Origin of the sequence: uncultured Tateyamaria sp., from assembly GCF_947503385.1 — a bacterium.
Classification (GTDB): Bacteria; Pseudomonadota; Alphaproteobacteria; order Rhodobacterales; family Rhodobacteraceae; genus Tateyamaria.
In genome coordinates this window covers 71176-88878 of sequence record NZ_CANNDO010000006.1, presented here as the reverse complement: position 1 = coordinate 88878, position 17703 = coordinate 71176, and the positions used below count along the sequence as shown (strand labels likewise).

The 17703-nt window shown below is 61.6% G+C and carries 18 protein-coding genes; 10 read left to right on the top strand and 8 right to left on the bottom strand.

The window, feature by feature from the left end; translation table 11 throughout:
* Nucleotides 1-34: 34 nt before the first annotated feature.
* Nucleotides 35-601 (bottom strand): ribosome recycling factor, encoded by a 567-nt coding sequence (frr, locus tag Q1A85_RS17670; RefSeq protein ID WP_299692533.1) that lies wholly within the window; start codon nt 599-601, stop codon nt 35-37.
* Between the two features lie 102 nt (nt 602-703).
* Nucleotides 704-1447, bottom strand: a complete 744-nt coding sequence (gene pyrH, locus Q1A85_RS17665; protein ID WP_299692530.1) for a UMP kinase — start codon at nt 1445-1447, stop codon at nt 704-706.
* Between the two features lie 73 nt (nt 1448-1520).
* Here pyrH and miaA point away from each other — a divergent pair, with 73 nt between their 5' ends.
* The 5 genes from miaA (at nt 1521) to Q1A85_RS17640 (ending at nt 8306) form a co-directional block, all read left to right on the top strand.
* Nucleotides 1521-2402, top strand: coding sequence for a tRNA (adenosine(37)-N6)-dimethylallyltransferase MiaA (gene miaA, locus Q1A85_RS17660; RefSeq protein WP_299692527.1), 882 nt, complete (start codon nt 1521-1523; stop codon nt 2400-2402).
* 68 nt (nt 2403-2470) lie between these two features.
* Nucleotides 2471-3286, top strand: coding sequence for an AraC family transcriptional regulator (locus Q1A85_RS17655; protein WP_299692524.1), 816 nt, complete (start codon nt 2471-2473; stop codon nt 3284-3286).
* 265 nt (nt 3287-3551) lie between these two features.
* Nucleotides 3552-4637 (top strand): ABC transporter permease, encoded by a 1086-nt coding sequence (locus tag Q1A85_RS17650; protein WP_299692521.1) that lies wholly within the window; start codon nt 3552-3554, stop codon nt 4635-4637.
* A gap of 12 nt (nt 4638-4649) precedes the next feature.
* Entirely contained in the window at nt 4650-6122 is a 1473-nt protein-coding gene (locus Q1A85_RS17645; RefSeq protein ID WP_299692518.1) for an ABC transporter permease, read from the top strand.
* A 96-nt stretch (nt 6123-6218) separates the two neighbouring features.
* On the top strand, nt 6219-8306 hold the full coding sequence (locus tag Q1A85_RS17640; RefSeq protein WP_299692515.1) for an ABC transporter ATP-binding protein: 2088 nt from the start codon (nt 6219-6221) through the stop codon (nt 8304-8306).
* Here the strand turns inward: Q1A85_RS17640 and Q1A85_RS17635 are convergent.
* Nucleotides 8287-8811, bottom strand: a complete 525-nt coding sequence (locus Q1A85_RS17635; protein WP_299692512.1) for a hypothetical protein — start codon at nt 8809-8811, stop codon at nt 8287-8289. The genes Q1A85_RS17640 and Q1A85_RS17635 overlap by 20 nt on opposite strands.
* Before the next feature lie 92 nt (nt 8812-8903).
* Nucleotides 8904-9494: a lytic transglycosylase domain-containing protein gene (locus Q1A85_RS17630; protein ID WP_299692509.1), complete on the bottom strand. Its 591-nt coding sequence runs from the start codon at nt 9492-9494 to the stop codon at nt 8904-8906.
* Between the two features lie 215 nt (nt 9495-9709).
* Here Q1A85_RS17630 and ssb point away from each other — a divergent pair, with 215 nt between their 5' ends.
* Nucleotides 9710-10216 carry a single-stranded DNA-binding protein gene (gene ssb, locus Q1A85_RS17625; RefSeq protein ID WP_299692506.1) on the top strand — a complete coding sequence of 169 codons (507 nt, stop codon included), beginning with the start codon at nt 9710-9712 and terminating at the stop codon, nt 10214-10216.
* Between the two features lie 43 nt (nt 10217-10259).
* Here ssb and aroB read toward each other — a convergent pair whose 3' ends face one another.
* Both aroB and Q1A85_RS17615 read right to left on the bottom strand, forming a co-directional pair.
* A complete protein-coding gene (gene aroB / locus Q1A85_RS17620; protein WP_299692503.1) occupies nt 10260-11360 on the bottom strand; it encodes a 3-dehydroquinate synthase in 1101 nt (366 codons plus the stop codon).
* The gene (locus tag Q1A85_RS17615; protein ID WP_299692500.1) at nt 11353-11940 is read right to left on the bottom strand and encodes a shikimate kinase; all 588 of its coding nucleotides are present in this window, start codon (nt 11938-11940) and stop codon (nt 11353-11355) included. The genes aroB and Q1A85_RS17615 overlap by 8 nt, the downstream gene beginning before the upstream one ends.
* Nucleotides 11941-12029: 89 nt before the next feature.
* On the opposite strand from Q1A85_RS17615, the gene Q1A85_RS17610 reads away from it, so the two are divergent.
* Genes Q1A85_RS17610 through Q1A85_RS17600 form a run of 3 tightly spaced genes read left to right on the top strand, consistent with a single transcriptional unit; the run spans nt 12030 to nt 14669 of the window.
* Nucleotides 12030-12179: a hypothetical protein gene (locus Q1A85_RS17610; protein ID WP_299692497.1), complete on the top strand. Its 150-nt coding sequence runs from the start codon at nt 12030-12032 to the stop codon at nt 12177-12179.
* Nucleotides 12169-13707, top strand: a complete 1539-nt coding sequence (locus Q1A85_RS17605; RefSeq protein WP_299692494.1) for a hypothetical protein — start codon at nt 12169-12171, stop codon at nt 13705-13707. The genes Q1A85_RS17610 and Q1A85_RS17605 overlap by 11 nt, the downstream gene beginning before the upstream one ends.
* The gene (locus Q1A85_RS17600) at nt 13707-14669 is read left to right on the top strand and encodes a site-specific tyrosine recombinase XerD (RefSeq protein ID WP_299692491.1); all 963 of its coding nucleotides are present in this window, start codon (nt 13707-13709) and stop codon (nt 14667-14669) included. Before Q1A85_RS17605 ends, Q1A85_RS17600 begins: the two co-directional genes overlap by 1 nt.
* Here the strand turns inward: Q1A85_RS17600 and Q1A85_RS17595 are convergent.
* Entirely contained in the window at nt 14609-15415 is an 807-nt protein-coding gene (locus tag Q1A85_RS17595) for a metallophosphoesterase family protein (RefSeq protein ID WP_299692488.1), read from the bottom strand. The two genes, Q1A85_RS17600 and Q1A85_RS17595, sit on opposite strands and share 61 nt — an antisense overlap.
* Nucleotides 15416-15484: 69 nt before the next feature.
* Between Q1A85_RS17595 and Q1A85_RS17590 the strand changes: the two genes are divergently transcribed.
* Nucleotides 15485-16792: an HlyC/CorC family transporter gene (locus Q1A85_RS17590; RefSeq protein ID WP_299692485.1), complete on the top strand. Its 1308-nt coding sequence runs from the start codon at nt 15485-15487 to the stop codon at nt 16790-16792.
* Here Q1A85_RS17590 and Q1A85_RS17585 read toward each other — a convergent pair.
* On the bottom strand, nt 16761-17483 hold the full coding sequence (locus Q1A85_RS17585; protein WP_299692482.1) for a LytTR family DNA-binding domain-containing protein: 723 nt from the start codon (nt 17481-17483) through the stop codon (nt 16761-16763). The two genes, Q1A85_RS17590 and Q1A85_RS17585, sit on opposite strands and share 32 nt — an antisense overlap.
* Between the last annotated feature and the right edge of the window lie 220 nt (nt 17484-17703).

The following is a 17703-nucleotide window of genomic DNA, read 5'->3' as shown; positions in this document are numbered from 1 at the left end:
GTCGTCCTGCACCCCAAGGGCGCAGGTGCGGGCGTCACACTTGCATGATCTCGGTTTGCTTGGTCTCCAGCGCGGCATCCACGGATTTGATCGCCTTGTCCGTCATCTCCTGCACCTCGTCTTCCCAGATTTTCTGGTCGTCCTCGGACAGGTCGCCGTCACTCTTGGCTTTCTTGATCTGGTCCATACCGTCCCGGCGCACGTTGCGAATGCTGACGCGGGCATTTTCGGCATAGCTGCCCGCCACCTTGGTCAGTTCGCGGCGGCGTTCCTCGTTCAATTCGGGGATCGGCAGCATGATGATCGTCCCATTGAGCTGCGGGTTGATGCCCAGCCCGCTTTCGCGGATGGCCTTTTCAACCTTGCCCACCAGCCCCTTGTCCCAGACGTTCACTGTGACCATCCGCGGTTCGGGCACGTTCACGGTGCCCACCTGATTGATCGGTGTCATCGACCCGTAGGCGTCGACCATCACCGGCTCCAGCATAGAAGCCGAGGCACGGCCAGTGCGCAGCGAGGCAAATTCGGTTTTGAGATTGGCCATGGCGCCGTCCATCCGGCGCTCAAGGTCGTCTGTGTCCAGCATAAAGTCGTCAGACATCGCTTTCCCCGTCTTGTTCTTGGGCGGCGGGTCGTTGCCCGCGCACCACCTTTCGTCTGGGTATAATTCAAGCCACGTGCAGATGGCCAGCAGGAGTTGTGCCTAGCCCTGCACGCGCGTGAATGTGCCCTTGCCCTCGAGGATGCTCTTGAACCCGCCGGGTGTGTCCAGCGGGAACACAATCAGAGGCAGGTTGTTGTCGCGCGCCAGCGCGATGGCCGAGGCATCCATAACCTTGAGGTTCTTTTGCAGCACCTCGTCATAGGTCACGATGTCATAGCGTTTGGCGTCCGGGTTTGTCTTTGGGTCCTTGTCGTAGACGCCGTCCACGCCGTTTTTGCCCATAAAGATCGCCTCGCAGGACATCTCATTGGCGCGCAGGGTGGCCGCTGTGTCAGTGGTGAAATACGGGTTACCCGTACCGGCTGCAAAAATGCAGACACGCTTTTTCTCAAGGTGGCGCACCGCGCGGCGGCGGATGTAGGGTTCTGCCACCTCGTTCATGGTGATCGCGCTGATCACGCGGGTGAACACACCCAGCCCTTCCAGCGCGGATTGCATGGCCAGCGCGTTCATCACTGTGGCGAGCATCCCCATATAGTCGGCGGTTGTCCGCTCCATTCCCTGCGCGGACCCCTGCAATCCGCGAAACACGTTGCCGCCGCCGATCACCATGCAAATTTCGACCCCGAGATCGTGCACCGCCTTGACCTCGCGCGCCACACGCTCGACCGTTGGGGGGTGCAGGCCAAAACCCTGATCGCCCATGAGGGCCTCGCCCGAAATCTTCAACATGACACGGTTGAAGGTGGCCGCTGGCTCTGTTGCCACTGCCGTCTCCGTCATCGTTTGTCCCCGCTCTTGGAATTTGCGCGCAACCTGTCGTAAATCGGCACGGTTTTCAATGGAGCAAACGCGCATGATCCGCGACCTTGTCGCATCTCTGGACCCTGACCTGCCGGTTCTGATCGCAGGCCCGACGGCGTCGGGCAAATCCGCGTTGGCGCTGGCGCTGGCCGAGGCGCAGGGCGGCGTGATCGTTAACGCGGACGCAAGTCAGGTATACGATTGCTGGCGCGTGATCACGGCCCGCCCCTCGGTCGCGGAAGAGGCGCGCGCGCCGCACGCGCTCTATGGTCACTTGCCCTATGACGCGCCCTATTCCACCGGGCATTGGGTGCGCGACGTCAAACCGCTGCTGACCGGACCAAGGCCAATTATCGTCGGCGGAACGGGTCTGTATTTTTCGGCGCTCGTCGAAGGCTTGGCCGACATTCCCGCAACCCCGCCCGAGGTTCGCGCCGCGGCAGATGGTTTGTCGCTTGAGACGATGATCGCCGATCTGACGTCCGAGACGGCAGCCCGTCTGGATCTGGCCAACCGCGCACGGGTGCAGCGGGCGTGGGAAGTGGCGCGCGCCACGGGCCGGTCCCTTGCCGATTGGCAGGACAACACGCCCCCGCCCATTCTTCGGCCGGGCACATATCAGGGCATTGTGCTGGACAGTCCGAAGACGTGGCTTGAACCGCGCATCGCGCACCGCTTTGACTCCATGCTGCGCGGTGGCGCGCTGGAGGAGGCGCGTGCCATGGCGGATCGGTTCGACCCCGCGCTGCCCGCGTGCCGTGCCATTGGCGTGGCCGAGGCCATTGCGCTGCTGCGCGGCGACATCGACCACGCACAGGCGGTCAAAGCGGCCACCATCACGACACGCCAATATGCCAAGCGCCAGCGCACCTGGTTTCGCGCCCGGTTCGCGGCGTGGCAGTGGATTGCATCCGCGTCATTGTCCGGGAGTTGACAAAAACCGCTTGGAAATGCCCGTGGCTGGGGGCAAAAGGGGCGCACACGCGTCAATATGCGACTTTTATGGCCCTGCCCCCGGTTCAGATTACCACACTTGCCCAGATGACCGGCCCGCAGGAGTGGCGGCTGGCGCTGGCACATGAGCGGGCCGAACATCTGATCATCTGGATCACCCGCGGACAGGGGCGGCTACTGATGAACGGGACACGCCGCGGCGTGGGCACCCACAACGCCATCGTGATTCCGGCGCGCACCTTGTTTTCACTGGAGTTGGGACGGCAAGGCATGGGTCAGGTGGCGCTGGTGCCAGAGGGCACCGATGTGCGCCTGCCGCAGACACCACGCCAACTACGTTTGCGCGACGTGGCCGCAATCAACGAGATCAACAGCCTGTTCGAAGCGGCACAGCGCGAGGCCACGCAAGCGCGCCCGCTGGCGCAGGATGCGCTGGACGCGCATGTCGCGCTGATTTCGGTCTGGGTCCGTCGCCAGATCGCGATGCCCGATCACCTGCCAGTGCAGATGGACGCCGCCGCACGCCTGACAGCGGCGTTCTGCGAGGGCATCGTCGAAAACTATGCCCAGCCCATGACAATGGCTGACCATGCCCGCGCACTTGGTGTCACGCCCACACATCTGTCACGCGCCTGCAAAGCGTCCACCGGACGTACCGCCGCGGAGGTCCTCACCGAGCGCACGCTATACGCCGCGCGGATCAGCCTGATCGAATCCAAGGTGCCCATTCAGGATATCGCCCGGCATCTGGGCTTTGGATCAGCCGCCTATTTCACCCGCTTCATTCAGCAGCATACGGGCAAAACGCCGACGGCTCTGCGGCAGGCCGCGACATCCGCGCCGGGACCCGCACGAACAGGTTAAGCACCGGCACAACATCCGCGCATGTCGCAAACAGACTAATCATTGGTCGGTTTCAGACCCAGTTTTTCCCATTGGCCCTGTTGACGGCTGCCCCGTTTGTGTTGCCTCATGGGCGGCAATACGCGGGCAACCACCAAGGGCAACTGACCAAATTCCAAAATGACGCGCTGCACGGGCACGTCACAAGGCGAGGCACAGCCAACGTTGCCCGCAAGAACAACCGGTTGATCAAAAACGACCGACAGCCACCCAACAGGGGCACCAAATGGGACTTTTCATCCTCAGACGACTGGGCGTGATGCTGTTGACAGCACTTTGCCTGACCTTTGTCGTCTTCTTTCTGACGAACCTTTATCCAAATCTGGAAAAGCTCGCCAAAACCCAAGGCAATTTCCGCATGAGCGAAGAGCAGGTCGACACCTGGCTTTCTGCGCGGGGATACACGGACAACATGTTCGTGAAATACGGGCGTTGGCTGGGCGTTGCGCCGGGCTGGACCGGCACCACCACCGAAGGCAAGGAGATCGCGCAATGCTACGGCGTTGACACTCCCGTCGAGGACCGTCCGACATTCTGCGGGGTGTTGCAGGGCGATTGGGGATTTTCGTTGGTCTTCAAGGATGATGTGGCCAATGTCGTTGCCGTGCGCTTGGCCGCGACGGGCAAGCTGATGGGCTTTGTCCTGCTGGTCATGGTGCCGATGGCGTTGATTGTGGGTGTGCTGGCCGGGATGCGCGAGGGATCGGGGCTGGACCGGTCGCTGTCCACCTTTTCGATCGCGACAACAGCCACGCCGGAATACGTGTCGGGGGTCGTCTTTATCGCCTTGCTTGCCTCATCCAAGTTCGGGCTGTCGCCGGTGCTGGCCGAGGCAGGCTGGATCGAAAGCAAGACGCTGTTTTCGGGGTCCGCCACCAAGGCTGTGGAAGACGCGACATTTGCCAACTTCACCCTGCCAGTGTTGACCATCGCACTGTACGGCATGGGATACATCGCGCGGATGACGCGGGCCAGCATGACCGAGGTCATGACCGCGCAATATATCCGTACGGCGCGGCTCAAGGGCGTGAGCTTTGGCAATATCGTAATGAAGCACGCTCTTCGCAATGCGCTCATCGCGCCCTTTACGGTGATCATGCTGCAAATTCCGTGGTTGTTGAACGGGGTGGTGATTGTTGAGACCCTATTCAACTACAAGGGCTTTGGTTGGCTGCTGGTACAGGCGGCGGGCAACAACGACATTGAATTGCTGCTGGCCGTGTCGGTCGTGTCAGTGGTCGTCGTCCTGATCACGCAGCTGATTTCGGATGTCGGCTATATCTTCCTCAACCCGCGCATTCGCATCTCATAGGGAGCAAGAGACATGGACCCTTTGACATGGACCGGGCCGCTTGGCCAAATCCTTGACCCCGCGCTGAGTGTGATTGCACCCGTTTTTGCGCTTGCGGTGCTTGTGCAGATCGTGATGAGCGTGGCCTCGGCCGGAGAGCGGGTTGTGACAAACCCTGACGGCACGCTCAGTTCCTCGGGCGGCGCTTATGGCATGTCCCGGATGGCCACGAAGTGGACCGGGCTGGCCCTTGTCGCGCTGCTGGCGGCCTATATTGCCCTGGGTGCCGTCGGCGGGCCCGGATTGGCGGGGATTGTTGGCGGGATGAGCCAACAATTGCTGCCGGTTTGGATCGCGCTGATCGCGACCTACGCCCTTTCGATTGTCTACAAACGCAAGCTGGGTCTATACGGCAAGCTGTTTGATTCAACCGTCGGCATGATCGGTTTTGGCCTTGTGATGTTCTGGGTCTATGCCGGGATCATGGCGGGAGTGTTCGACTGGATCACCACCCATGACAGCCTGAGCCAAGTGTCGGGGATGAAGAACAAGTCCCCCGGCACGCCACTGTTTGGCGCCGAAGAGGGCGAATACGCCTGGTACCTGCTGGGTGGCGACAACCTTGCGCGCGACGTCTTTAGCCGTCTGTTCAAGGGCGCGTGGGTTGTGGTGCAGATCGCGCCGCTGGCGACGCTTTTTGCCTTCCTCGCGGGTGTCACGCTGGGCCTGCCTGCGGGTTATTACGGCGGTCGGCTGGACACGGTGCTGTCCTTTATCGCCAACCTGATCCTCGCCTTTCCGGTTATCCTGCTGTTCTACCTGCTGGTCACACCCGAGATCAAAGCCGCTGGTATCCCGGCGATCATGGGCCTTGTGCTGTTCCTGTTCCCGGTGATCTTTTTCTGCGTCCTGCTGAACTCGCGCTATCGGACACAGCCATCGGTGCGCACGCCACTGCTGATTGTTGTGCTGGGCGTGATGTTGTGGGGCTATCTGTCGCTGAACACGGAAAACGGCTACCTGATCAATTCCGAGAACTTCAAACTGCCGGGCCTGCCCACATGGCTTGACGGGATCAACCCTGACCCGTCGGTCCTGCTGGTGTTCGTGTCGGTGGTGTTTGTGAACGCGCCCACCGTGTTCCGGATCGTGCGGGGCCTCGCACTCGATATCAAAACCCGCGACTATGTGGCGGCGGCACAGACCCGCGGCGAAGGCCCCTGGTACATCATGCTGTGGGAAATCCTGCCCAATGCGCGCGGGCCGCTGATCGTCGATTTCTGCCTGCGCATCGGCTACACCACCATCCTTTTGGGCACGCTCGGCTTTTTCGGCTTGGGGCTGGAAAGCGAGAGCCCGGACTGGGGTACAACCATCAACACCGGTCGTCAGTTGATCCGCGCCTATGTGCATCCGCTGCTGCCGCCCGCGATTTCACTGATGACGCTGGTGCTGGGTCTGAACCTCTTGGCGGATGGTCTGCGCGAAGAGAGCCTCAAGGACTGATGAATAACGCGGGACCGGGGGCCAGCCCCCGGACCCCCGGAGTATTTCACAAGAGAAGAAGAACGGGTCGCAACGACCTGTCGGGGAGTGAGACGGATGGCGAAGCAAGAATATGACGGTCCGATCCTTGAGATCGACAAGCTGAGCATTTCCTTCTTTACGCGGTTGCGGGAAATTCCGGCGGTGATGGATTTTTCGGTGACCGTGCAGCCGGGCGAAGCCGTCGGCTTGGTAGGCGAGTCGGGTTGTGGCAAGTCCACCGTGGCGCTGGGTGTCATGCAGGATCTGGGCAAAAATGGGCGCATCGTTGGCGGGTCGATCAAGTTCAAAGGGCGCGATTTGCAGGAGATGAGCGCCGAAGAGTTGCGCGACATTCGTGGGTCCGAGATCGCGATGATCTATCAGGAGCCCATGGCCTCGTTGAACCCGGCCATGAAGATCGGCAAGCAGTTGATGGAAGTGCCGATGATCCATGCCGGGATGAGCGAAAAGGACGCTTATGACCGCGCGCTTCAGGTGGTCACGGATGTGAAACTGCCTGACCCCAAGCGCATCCTAAACGCATTTCCCCACCAGCTGTCTGGCGGGCAACAGCAGCGGATCGTGATCGCGATGGCGCTGATGTCGGAGCCGTCCCTGTTGATTCTTGATGAGCCGACAACCGCGTTGGATGTCACGGTGGAGGCCGCTGTGGTCGAACTGGTCAAGGACCTCGGCAAGAAATACGGCACTTCCATGCTGTTCATCAGTCACAACCTTGGGCTGGTGCTGGAAACCTGCGACCGCATTTGCGTGATGTATTCCGGCGAAGCGGTCGAGCGCGGCAGCATCAAGCAGGTCTTTGACGAGATGCAGCACCCCTATACGCAGGCGCTGTTCCGGTCGATCCCCTTGCCCGGCGCGGACAAGAACGCGCGTCCGCTGGTGGCGATCCCGGGCAACTTTCCCCTGCCCCATGAACGCCCGCCCGGCTGCAATTTTGGTCCGCGCTGCGACTATTTTGAAGCGGGGCGCTGTGATGTCGACCAATCCATCCCGATGTCCCCGGCCAATGCGGATGGCAGCCACGAGACGCGCTGCGTGAAATTCCAAGAGATTGACTGGAACGCACCGCTGGCCAATGTCGTGACCAAGGAAAAGGGCAAGATCGGGGATGTTGTTCTCAAGATGGACAACCTCAAAAAATATTACGAGGTTGCCGCATCCGCCTTGTTCTCATCCGGCGAAAAGAAGGTGGTGAAGGCGAACGAGACGCTTAGTTTCGAGGCGCACGAATCTGAAACGCTGGCCATTGTGGGCGAGTCCGGGTGTGGCAAATCCACGTTTGCAAAGGTGTTGATGGGGCTGGAGACGGCGACCGAAGGAACGATCCTGCTCGGCAATAAATCCATTGAGGACGTGCCGATCGAAGCGCGTGACACCAAGACTGTTGCGGATATTCAGATGGTGTTCCAGAATCCCTTTGACACGCTCAACCCGTCGATGACGGTTGGCCGCCAGATCATCCGGGCGCTGGAAATCTTTAAGGTCGGCAAGAACGAGGCGGAGCGGCACCAGCGGATGCTGGAATTGCTGGACCTCGTGAAACTGCCGCGTGCTTTTGCCGAACGGATGCCGCGGCAATTGTCCGGCGGTCAAAAACAGCGCGTGGGCATCGCCCGCGCCTTTGCCGGGGATGCGCGCATCGTGGTCGCGGACGAACCCGTATCGGCGCTGGACGTGTCCGTACAGGCGGCGGTCACGGACCTGCTGATGGAGATCCAGCGCGAACATAAGACCACGCTGTTGTTCATCAGCCACGACCTGTCCATCGTGCGCTACCTGAGCGACCGGGTTATGGTCATGTATCTGGGCCACGTGGTCGAATTGGGCGACACCGAACAGGTGTTTTCGCCGCCCTACCACCCCTATACCGAAGCATTGCTAAGCGCTGTGCCGATTGCGGATACAAGCGTGGAAAAGCAGCACATCGTGCTCGAAGGCGACATCCCGTCGGCGATGAACCCACCACCGGGATGCCCGTTCCAGACCCGGTGCCGCTGGAAGACCGAAGTCCCGGATGGGCTGTGCGAGCGTGAGGTGCCGCCCGTCCGTCACCTAGCCGAAGGGCATCAGGTCAAGTGCCACCTCGCGGACGATATCCTTGCCCGGATGGAGCCTGTGATCAAAATTGCGGCTGAGTAGCGACGGCGTCGTTCACGACGTCCTTGGCTGAGGTGTAGGTACCGACGTATTCCCAGAACCCCGGGATGACGATGAATTCGACCACGTACCGGACTTCGTTATGGTTGGCGGCCAAAACTCCGACCATATAGGCGAACCAGAACTGGACGGCACGTTTGGATTTGCGGCTGAGGATCACGCTCCAGACAAAACCTAGCGGCCCCAAGGCGCAAACGCCCATATAGGCGGCGATCTTGTAATCGGACAGCACAAGCCCCTGGATCGTGATCCAGTCCAGCGACATCAGGAACAACAGGCCGATATTCTGTAGAAACAGCGTGCCTGCGATACCTCCGGCGATGCCACCTGCGACCAGCATGTCCAGATGGACGCGGCGGCGGCCTTTGGCGCTGTGCATGAGCTTTTCGCGCTGCTGCGGCGACACGACATCGACGGCATTCATCGGTTTGCCGGTGTTGATGCGCGACAGGCGCTCTTCGAATGTGGATTGACCGGCTTTCATCATCGCGCTGCCTCACGTCGCTGTTGTTTAAACGACGGGGTAGCGGCCAGAGATGGCACGTTTAAGGCGAAATCGGACCAAAGACGGGGCGCGCGTCAGCTGCCCCAGATGATCTTCACGTAGTTGCGGGTTTCGCGGAAAGGCGGCACGCCCTTGTACTTTTTGACCGCGCCGGGACCCGCATTATAGGCGGCAAGCGCCAGCCGCCAACTGCCAAATTCGCGGTACTGTTCCTTGAGGTACTTGGCGCCGCCATCAAGGTTCTCGGCTGGATCACGTGGGTCAACACCCAGATAACGGGCGGTGCCGGGCATCAGTTGCGCCAGACCGTAGGCACCTTTGTGCGATTTGGCCGTGGGGTTCCAGCCCGATTCCTGCTGTACAAGGCGCAGGAACAAATCCTCAGGCACGCCGTGGCGGCGCGCTGCGGCCTTGGCCACGTTCAAGTATTGGCCCTTGTACCGCCCACGATATTTCGGTGAGGTTCCGGTGTCCCATTTTGTCGGTGTCACCACTTTTGGCGGCTGTAGCCGGACCGAACTGTTGTATTGGCTCTTGGCGCGGGTATCGAGGATCTTGGTCTGGGATTTGAACAGGTTGGTGCGGTTCTTTTTCGAGAACAGATCAGCCGACGCACTGTCAGCCACCAAGGCGGCCAAAGCCGCGGCTACCCATACTGCCCGCATTTTGCCCCAAGCTCCCAGCGCCGGTTTCCGCCATTTCCGCGGACGATAGGCGATTTTTTGCACGCTGGCCAGCCTTCTGGGTTCACCGGTCTTTAACCATGATCCACGCAGTGTTGCTCTGGTGGTCCAACACTGCGCGCGCTAGTCTGACCGCCAATCATTCCGCGCCGGAATCAGCGATGGCGCGCGCACGAAAGACAGCGAGGGGAAAGAACATGGCAGGCTCGGTCAATAAGGTGATCCTGATCGGCAATCTGGGGCGTGACCCAGAGGTGCGGACATTCCAGAACGGCGGCAAGGTGTGCAACCTGCGCATCGCCACGTCAGAAACGTGGAAGGACCGCAACACCGGCGAGCGGCGCGAACGCACGGAATGGCACACGGTCGCGATCTTCAATGAAAATCTCGCCCGTCTGGCAGAGCAATATTTGCGCAAGGGATCGAAAGTATATCTCGAGGGCAAGCTGGAGACGCGCAAATGGCAGGACCAGTCCGGTCAGGACCGCTATTCAACCGAGGTCGTTCTGCGGCCCTATGCGGGCGAGATGACGTTTCTGGATGGTCGCGATGGCGGCGGTGGCGGCGGCGGCAGCTTTGGTGGCGACAGCGGCGGCGGCAGCATGGGCTATGACGACCGTGGCGGTGACTACGGTGGCAGCAGCGGCGGCGGTGGCAGTGCTCCGGCCCCAAGCCGCGATCTGGACGACGAAATCCCGTTCTGAGCCGAAGCGATTTCCTAGAAAAACGGCGGGCCGGAAAATGACATCATTTTCCGGTCAGCACCTCGATCACGGCCTCTGGCGGGACGTCTGACGTCACAAAGGCCTCGCCAATGCGGCGCGCAAGGACAAAGTTCAGCGTGCCCGCGACAACCTTCTTGTCCTGCCCCATCATCTCCAGCAGCGCCTCGGGTCCGGCGAGATCGCCGGGAATGTCGGACAGCGTGCTTTTCATTCCCATCGCCTGAAGATGTGCAAAAACGCGGCTTGGGTCCTCTTGCGGACACAGGCCCAGACGCGCAGAGAGGGCAAAGGCCAACCCGCAGCCAATCGCGACCCCTTCCCCGTGCAGCAGCCGATCCGAATAGCCCGTGGCGGCCTCAAGCGCGTGGCAGAACGTGTGACCGAGGTTCAAAAGCGCCCGGTCGCCCTGCTCCGTTTCGTCACGGGTCACAATGTCGGCCTTCATCTCGACCGACCGTTTGACGGCTGCCACGCGCAGTTCCATGTCTCCCGCGGCCATGGCCGGCGCGTTGGTCTCAAGCCATTCAAAAAAGGCTGCGTCCCCCAACAGGCCGTATTTCATCACCTCGCCGTAACCGGCGCGGAAATCGCGCAGGCTCAGCGTGTCCAGAACCGCCGTGTCCGCCAGAACAAGCGCCGGTTGATGGAACGCCCCGACAAGGTTCTTGCCATGGCCCGAGTTGATGGCCGTCTTGCCACCTACGGAACTGTCGACCTGCGCCAGCAGCGTCGTGGGCACTTGTACATATCGCACCCCGCGCCGCAGAATTGCCGCTGCAAACCCCACAAGATCACCGATCACACCACCACCCAAAGCGATGACGACATCGTTGCGCTCGACCTTTTGGGCCAGCAGCCATTCCACGACCTCTTGCAGATGCGGCCACCCTTTCGTCGCCTCACCCGGCGGCAGATGCAGCGCCTCCATTGCGATGCCTTCGCTCGCAAGACCCGCGCGCAGGCCGTCCAAATGGGCGGCTGCCACACGTGTTTCGGTCACCACCACCACGCGAGGACGCGGCAGAAGCGGTGCAATCATCGCACCTGCCTCCGCCAGCAGACCCGGCCCGATCACCACGTCATAGGCACGGGTCCCCAAGGGCACATGCACAATCTCACGCATGGTTCACCTCCAACACATCCGGGCGCGCGAGCGCCAGCGTTTCGATCACACGGTCCACCATTGCTTCGATCGACAGATCGGGCGCCGAGCGCACAGAGACATCCGCCAGCGCATAAACCGGCGCGCGCTGCGCAAAAATTTCGGCCAATGTGGCGCGGGGATCGGCGGTGCGCAGCAAGGGCCGCGTATCCTTGTGACGCACCCGCTGCCACAACAGATCAAGGTCGGCATTCAGCCACAGTGACACGCCGCGCGCACTGATCATCTTTCGGTTTTCATCCTGCAGGAATGCGCCGCCACCCGTGGACAGGACCCCACGTTCCTCGTCAAGCAGGCGCGCGATCACCTGCGCTTCTTTCTGTCGAAAAAACGGCTCGCCATCGCGCGCAAATATTTCAGGCACTGTCATATTTGCGGCAGCCTCAATCTCGGCGTCGCTGTCAAGAAACGGCACGGACAGGCGCGCCGCAAGAGCCCGGCCCACGGCGGTTTTGCCCGCCCCCATCATGCCGACCATCACCACCGTCTTCTTCAGATGGTAGCGCACCGCGTCTTCACGATTTTGCTGAAATTCGCTCATTGGCTTGTCAATGACGTGATTTTGGCAAAAAGGCCATATATGCTGTTCACAAAACAAAGAAATCCCCGGGGCACGTAAGGCAGCACATCATGGGTCGCATATTCAAACTGTTGATCTTTCTGTTGATCATCGGCTTCATTGGGCTCGTGGGCTACGCCTATGTGGGCGAGTTCTTCGGGGCGAATTTTTCGCCGCCGCAAGAGGAAACGCGGATGCCGGTCACACTGGATGCTGAATAGGTCGCTGATCCCTGCGCTGTGCCTGAGTGCTGTGCTGGGACAGATGGTGCACGCGCAGGACGCAGCACCGCTGAGTGCCATTGACTGGCTGGGCGCGCAGACGACACCCGCCGCCCTGCCCCAGCCCACGGCCACCGACGAGCCGTCAACCGCGCAATCGGCAACGGTCCCGGATGTCACGGTGACCCCGCTCGACGGGCCTGCCGCGCGGCGTGTTGGGTTGGTGCCGCCCAATGTGACGGGCCTGCCCGATACGCTGTGGTCCGGCAGCACCGGCCAGACGCTTGCCGCACAGCTGAACCAGTTGCCCAACTTGCGTCTGCCCGCCCTGCAACAGCTCACGTTTACGCTGTTGCTGGCAGAGGCGGTGCCGCCCACGAGCGATGCGGGCGCATTCGATCTGGCACGCATTGATACGCTGCTGGCCTATGGCGCGCTTGATCCCGCAATTGCCCTGATGGAGCAGGCCGGTGCAGATGCGTCGCCCGCGCATTTCCGGCGCGCGATGGACATGGCCCTGATTGCCGGGCGGGAGGCACAGGCCTGCGCCATTCTGCGCGCGCAGCCGGACCTGTCGCCGGGCAAGGGTCACGACGTGTTCTGTGCGGCGCGCAACGGCGACTGGCGCATGGCCGCACTTCAGCTTGGCACCGCGCGTGCATTGGAGTTGCTGCCGGAGGCGCAGGTGGCCGCACTGGAACGGTTCCTTGATCCCGATCTTTATGAAGGCGAGCCGCCCCTGCCCGTGCCGTCTGTGCCCAACGCGCTTTTGTTTCGGACCCATGCCGCCATCGGAGAGCCGATCCCCACGCGGGGCTGGCCGGTGGTCTATGCCAATGCGGGCCTGAGCGACACCGCCGGGTGGAAAACTCAGATCGAAGCAGCGGAACGTTTGGCGCGCAATGGGGCGGTGCCCGGCAACCGGCTGTTGGGACTGTATACCCAGCGCAGCCCGGCGGCGTCAGGTGGTGTATGGGACCGTGTATCGGCCCTGCAACGGTTCGAGACAGCCATAGGCACAGGCAACGCCGCTGCGATTTCCAAGACATTGCCCACGGTTTGGCGCGTGATGGGCGCACAACGCCTGCGCGTGCCGTTTGCCCAACTCTTTGCCGAACAGCTTGAAGGGTTTGTGCTAAGCGGTCAGGCGGCGGACATCGCCTATGAACTGTTGCTGCTGTCGCCCCGGTACGAAGCGGCGGCACAGGTCTTTCCCACCCGCGCGCTGGGGCGCCCGGTCCTTGCGGCGCTCGCCGCCGGTGAAGTGCCCGCAGGACTGACAGCGGATGGTGTTGCAGGTGCCGCGCTTGCCGGGTTCCGTGACACGCCTGCCGATGCCGACATTCTTGCACAGGCGCGTGACGGGGCTTTGGGGGCGGCCATGCTCGACACGATTGCGCTGGCCCATCAGGGCAGTACCGGCGACGCCGCACAGCTCGCGACCGCTCTGGCGACCTTACGCGCTCTTGGTCTCGAAGACGTGGCACGCCGCACCGCGTTGCAGACATTGCTGCTGGATGCACGCTGATGAGCCATCGCTGGATCTCTACTTTTCTGGAGGCGCAGGCCGCGGAACTGGGGGCCGCCCACAACACTTTGCTGGCCTATGGCCGCGACCTCAAGGACGCCGCAGAATGGCTGACCGACCAAGGGCAGGATTTTGAGACGGCGGAACAGGAGATGTTTGAAGCCTATCTGATCCACTGTGATGCCCAAGGTCTGGCCCGCGCCACGCGGGCACGCCGCCTGTCCGCCATCAAACAGCTTTACCGCTTTGCCTTCGAAGAAGGCTGGCGCAATGACAATCCTGCCATCCAGATCGCCACACCTGCACAGCAGAAACGGCTGCCCAAAACGCTTGACGAGGCCGAGGTCGACCGGCTGCTCACCGCAGCCGAAAACTATGGGCGTGGTGATCATGACCGGCTGCGCGACACCTGTCTGATGCAATTGCTCTATGCGACGGGGATGCGCGTCAGCGAACTGGTCGGACTGCCGGTCAGTGCGGCACGCGGGAACCCGCAGATGCTGCTGATCCTTGGCAAGGGCGGCAAGGAACGCATGGTGCCCCTGTCCGACCCGGCGCGCGTGGCGCTGGCCGCGTGGATCAAGATGCGGGACACCCGCGACAAGGAACAGGTGGAAAAAGGGGCTGCGCCTTCGCGCTTTTTGTTCCCGTCGCGTGGCGTGTCCGGCCACCTCACGCGCCATTGGTTCTATGCGCGCATCAAAGCGCTGTCGGTCTTTGGCGGTGTGTCGCCGGACAAGGTTACACCACACACGTTGCGCCATGCCTTTGCCACGCATCTGCTGGCGGGCGGTGCTGATCTGCGCGCCATCCAGACAATGCTGGGCCATGCCGACGTGGCCACAACCGAAATCTACACCCACGTGGTCGACGAACGCCTGACAGAACTGGTGCTGGAACATCACCCGTTGGCCAAGGACACCCGCAAATCAGGCGGCAAAACATCCTCGGACGGCCAATAGCCGCTCTCCAGCCCGCGCTCGTAGCCTTGGGTCAGGCCCGCCGCGCGCATATCCGCGACAGCGCCCGCCACATCATAATCGAGCCTGTGTAACGTGACCGCGCCGCTTTGGATGAGGGCGTAACGGGTCTGCGGATGCCCGTCATGTGGCGGCATCCCGATCACCCCGGCATTGATCCATTGGCCCCGCGCGGTGGACCGCTCAAACGGTATCCCCGCATGGCCCGCGACCACGCGGTCGAGCGGGCCGGTCCAAGCCGCAAGCGCGTCCCTTTCCGCCTCATACTCCGCCGCGTCCGTCGTGGGCCAGAGGAACCGCGCAATGTCCGTCGCCCCACCGTGCAAAACGCCCCACCGCAACCCATGATGGGTAAAGGTGATGAAATCCGGCAATGTCCCCATCCAGAGCCGGGTCTTTTGGCCGACATGGTGTGCGGCGAACCCGTACCATCCCGCAGACATCACATCGCACACACTTCCTGCATCAAAACCGCAACCGCAGTCCGGTGCCCCTGCTGCCAACTGGCGTTCGCAATTGCCCGCGATCATGGACACATCGGCGGCACGCAACGCCGCGACCGTCGCCTCTGGCGCGCCGCAATACGCCACCGCGTCACCCGTACAAAGCGGCAAAGCACCGTGACGCTTTGCCAATGCCAGAACAGCGCGCGTTGCCTGCACATTGGAATAGGGCCCGCCAAATGCCAGCACCGGACCCGTCACATTGCCCAAATCCGTAACCTGCATGGCCTACATCCCTTGATTGCACCGGCTCTGCCCCCCATAACCCGAAGGCAGACAAAGGATAAATCACGAATGGACGACCCAAGCACGACCCTCGACGCAGCCTTCTGGATCACCGCTGGGGTGATCCTTGGCCTATTGGTGTTGTCGGGCTTTTTCTCCGGCTCCGAAACGGCGCTGACCGCGGCGTCACGGGGCAAGCTGCGCGCACAGGCAGACCGCGGGTCGGTTGGTGCGCAGCGGGCGCTTAACATCACCGAAGACAACGAGCGCCTGATTGGTTCGGTCCTGCTGGGCAACAACCTCGTGAATATCCTTGCCACGTCTCTGGCCACCGCAATCTTTACCCGCGCGTTTGGCGAAAGCGGCGTGGCGCTGGCGACGCTGGTGATGACCCTGCTGGTCCTGATCTTTGCCGAAGTCTTGCCCAAGACATACGCCATTTCGAACGCTGAAACCGCCGCATCAATGGTGTCACGGCCCATCGGTTTTGTTGTGACCGTCTTTGCCCCAATCGTGTCGGCAGTGCGGTTGCTGGTGCGTGGCGTGTTGCGCATTTTTGGTGTGCAGATCGACCCGGACAGTCACATCATGGCCGTCCGCGAAGAGATCGCCGGAGCGCTGCAATTGGGCCATTCCGAAGGTGTGGTCGAAAAAGAAGACCGCGACCGCATTCTGGGCGCGCTGGACCTTGGTGATCGCACGGTCGAAGAGATCATGTTGCACCGGTCCGGGATTGAGATGATTGACGGGGCCAACAGCCCGCAGGACATTCTTGAACAATGCCTGCAATCCAACCACACCCGCCTGCCGATCTATGCGGACGAGCCGGAAAATATCACCGGCGTGATCCACGCCAAGGACCTCAGCCGCGCGATCTACAAAGAAATCGCAGGTACGGGCGGCACCGCGAACCTGCAAACCTTCGACATGCGCGCGGTGACCACCGATCCGTATTTTGTGCCTGAAACCACCACGCTGGACCACCAGATGCGCGAATTCCTCCGCCTGCGCACCCATTTTGCGCTTGTGGTGGACGAATACGGCTCACTTCAGGGGTTGATCACGCTCGAAGACATCCTCGAAGAGATCGTGGGCGAGATCACGGACGAATTCGACCCCGACGACGAACCGACGCTGGAGCGGGATGCAGATGGGTACTTTGCCGTCGATGGCGCCATGACCATCCGCGATCTGAATCGGGCCACCGACTGGAACCTGCCGGATGACGAGGCAAACACCGTTGCGGGCCTCGTAATTCACGAAGCACAGACGATCCCGACGGTGGGGCAAGTGTTCAGCTTTCACGGGTTCCGGTTCGAGGTGACCGAACGTGAGGGCAACCGGATCACCGCCCTGCGGATTGCCGCGCTGGACTGATCTCGCTGCAATCGGCCACGTACGGCGGCGGGAATTTGTCGATCCAGTCCTGCACATCCTTTTGCCGTCCCCGGGCCACCGGCACGGTCCTGCCGCAGTCCAGTTCCAGCACGGACCCCCGAAGCAACCGCGCATGTTCCCGCGCGATCCAGTGGGACCGGTGCGTTTGCACGCCGTCCTCGGGCGTGACCTGCTCCAGAAACGTGCTCATCCGCTCACGCAGGATTTCCACCCGGTCATCCAGATGTATCTCTAGGTAGTGTTCGGCGGCTTTGACCCGGCCAATATCCTTGACCGCAATCCGCCGACCGGCAAGCGTCACCGCCCGCGCGCTGTCGTTGCGCGCACGTTGCGCAGGCAGTAGCCACAGCAGTGTCACCGTCTCGAACACATGCGCCACAAAGACATTCCGGACGAGCATCTGCCACGTGATCATGCTGCCCAATGGCCGGTCCGGTTCAAATATCGCGGCCAGCCCCAGCACCGTCACGACGGAGGCAAACACGATCAGTGGCCCGGTCAGGATGATCAGCGGAATGGGTGTGCCCACAAACCGTCGCCACGCCCGGTCGAACACCACACCATACGGAACCGACAGCAACAGGTACACAAACAGCGCGATGACCCAAAACGCCATGCGCACCCAGAACCCTTCGAACTGCGGCAAGGTAACGGGATGGCCCGTGGACATGATCAAAAAGCCGACGGCAATCAGCAACCACAGTTGCCAGGACTGATACAGCCCCAACAATTCGCGTAACGTGAAATGCGTTCTTGTCCCATTCGAGACAAAAATCCGCATTTCATGATCAATGCGCACCCCCAACATAACCTCGTCTTACCATGTGACGCTATTTAGAGTAAACGTCCTGATAACGGCCTGAGATGGAGGCGGGGCCGGACAGGTTTTG